This is a genomic window from Mesorhizobium sp. M7A.F.Ca.CA.004.04.2.1 (assembly GCF_004022825.1).
In the GTDB taxonomy this organism is placed as follows: Bacteria; Pseudomonadota; Alphaproteobacteria; order Rhizobiales; family Rhizobiaceae; genus Mesorhizobium.
Genome location: NZ_RZPH01001461.1, coordinates 1 through 1,046, shown reverse-complemented (window position 1 = coordinate 1,046; position 1,046 = coordinate 1). Strand labels below are relative to the sequence as shown.

Here is a 1,046-nt window from a genome sequence, read left to right as displayed (position 1 = left end):
ATATGCGATAGCCCTGCCCCTTGAGGGGGAGATGCCTGGCAGGGTAAAGGGGGGCGCGCCGGAACAAGGCGCTTCTCGGCTGGCGCCGCCCACAACAACCCTCATTTTCGGGGTTACATCAGTTAAAACTCTTCCCTATAAGGCCCTCCTAGCCTGATACCAGAATCGCGAGCACAACCGGCCGGGTCTTCCCGTCCCGGTTTTTTGTGCAAGCCGCCCGCCGAACGGACCTTTGACATGCCAAGACGCACTGACATCAAGTCGATCCTGATCATCGGGGCCGGCCCCATCGTCATCGGCCAGGCCTGCGAGTTCGACTATTCCGGAACCCAGGCCTGCAAGGCGCTGAAGGAGGAAGGCTTCCGCGTCATCCTGGTCAATTCCAACCCAGCCACCATCATGACCGACCCGGAACTGGCCGACGCCACCTATATCGAGCCGATCACGCCCGAAGTGGTCGCCAAGATCATCGCCAAGGAGCGGCCCGACGCGCTGCTGCCGACCATGGGCGGCCAGACCGCGCTCAACACCGCTCTGTCGCTGCGCCGCATGGGTGTGCTCGAGCGCTACAATGTCGAGATGATCGGCGCCGACGCCACGGCCATCGACAAGGCCGAGGACCGCGCGCTGTTTCGCGAGGCGATGAAGAAGATCGGCTTGGAAACGCCGAAGTCGATGCTGGCCAACGCCACCGACGTCAAGAACACCGACCGCAAGACGCATGAGGCCGAGCGCGCCGCCGTCAAGGCCGAGGCGCCTGCCGATCTCGATGCCGCGCTCGACGCGCTGGAGACCCGCTGGAACCTCGGCGAAGGCGACCGCAAGCAGCGCTACATCAGCCATGGCATGGCGATCGCCGCACAGGCGCTCGACCATGTCGGCCTGCCGGCCATCATCCGCCCGTCCTTCACCATGGGCGGCACCGGCGGCGGCATCGCCTATAACAGGGCCGAATTCTACGAGATCGTCCAGTCCGGCCTCGATGCCTCGCCGACCACCGAAGTGCTGATCGAGGAAAGCGTGCTCGGCTGGAAGGAGTATGAGAT

Annotated in this window: 1 pseudogene; it reads left to right on the top strand. The window is 64.1% G+C overall.

Annotated features, from left to right (window positions below):
• Positions 1-237: 237 nt before the first annotated feature.
• Positions 238-1,046 (top strand): annotated as a pseudogene (locus tag EN893_RS35380) (carbamoyl phosphate synthase large subunit); the annotation flags it as partial.